This window comes from Parafrankia sp. Ea1.12 (assembly GCF_900465275.1).
Classification (GTDB): Bacteria; Actinomycetota; Actinomycetes; order Frankiales; family Frankiaceae; genus Parafrankia; species Parafrankia soli.
The window spans coordinates 1-479 of sequence record NZ_UBIZ01000172.1; the positions used below are offsets into that span (position 1 = coordinate 1).

The window sequence follows — 479 nt, forward strand, 5'->3', positions numbered from 1 at the left end:
GGCCGGCCGGGCTGTTCTCCCCCGCGGGCCTCGCCGTAGGACCGCTTGGGGACCATCACCTTGCGCCGGTAGACGCAGACCAGGGTGCCGTCCTGGTTGAGGCCGCGGGTCTCGACCGTCACGATGCCGCGGTCGTCCTTGCTCTTCGACTCCACCTTGGCCAGCACCGTCGACTCGCCGTAGATCGTGTCCCCGTGGAAGACCGGCGCCACGTGCCGCAGCGACTCGACCTCCAGGTTGGCGATCGCCTTGCCGGAAACGTCGGCGACGGACATCCCGAGCAGCAGCGAGTAGACGTAGTTCCCGACGACCACGTTGCGCTTGAACTGGGTGGTGTGCTCGGCGTAGTTGGCGTCCAGGTGCAGCGGGTGGTGGTTCATCGTGAGCAGGCAGAACAGATGGTCGTCGTACTCGGTGACCGTCTTTCCAGGCCAGTGCCTGTAGACCGCGCCGACCTCGAACTCCTCGTAGTACCGGCC

Annotated in this window: 1 protein-coding gene; it reads right to left on the bottom strand. The window is 66.6% G+C overall.

Annotated elements, in window-relative coordinates:
• The coding region (locus FMEAI12_RS05055) for a MaoC family dehydratase (protein ID WP_146776637.1) at positions 1 to 479 on the bottom strand (479 nt) is incomplete at both ends.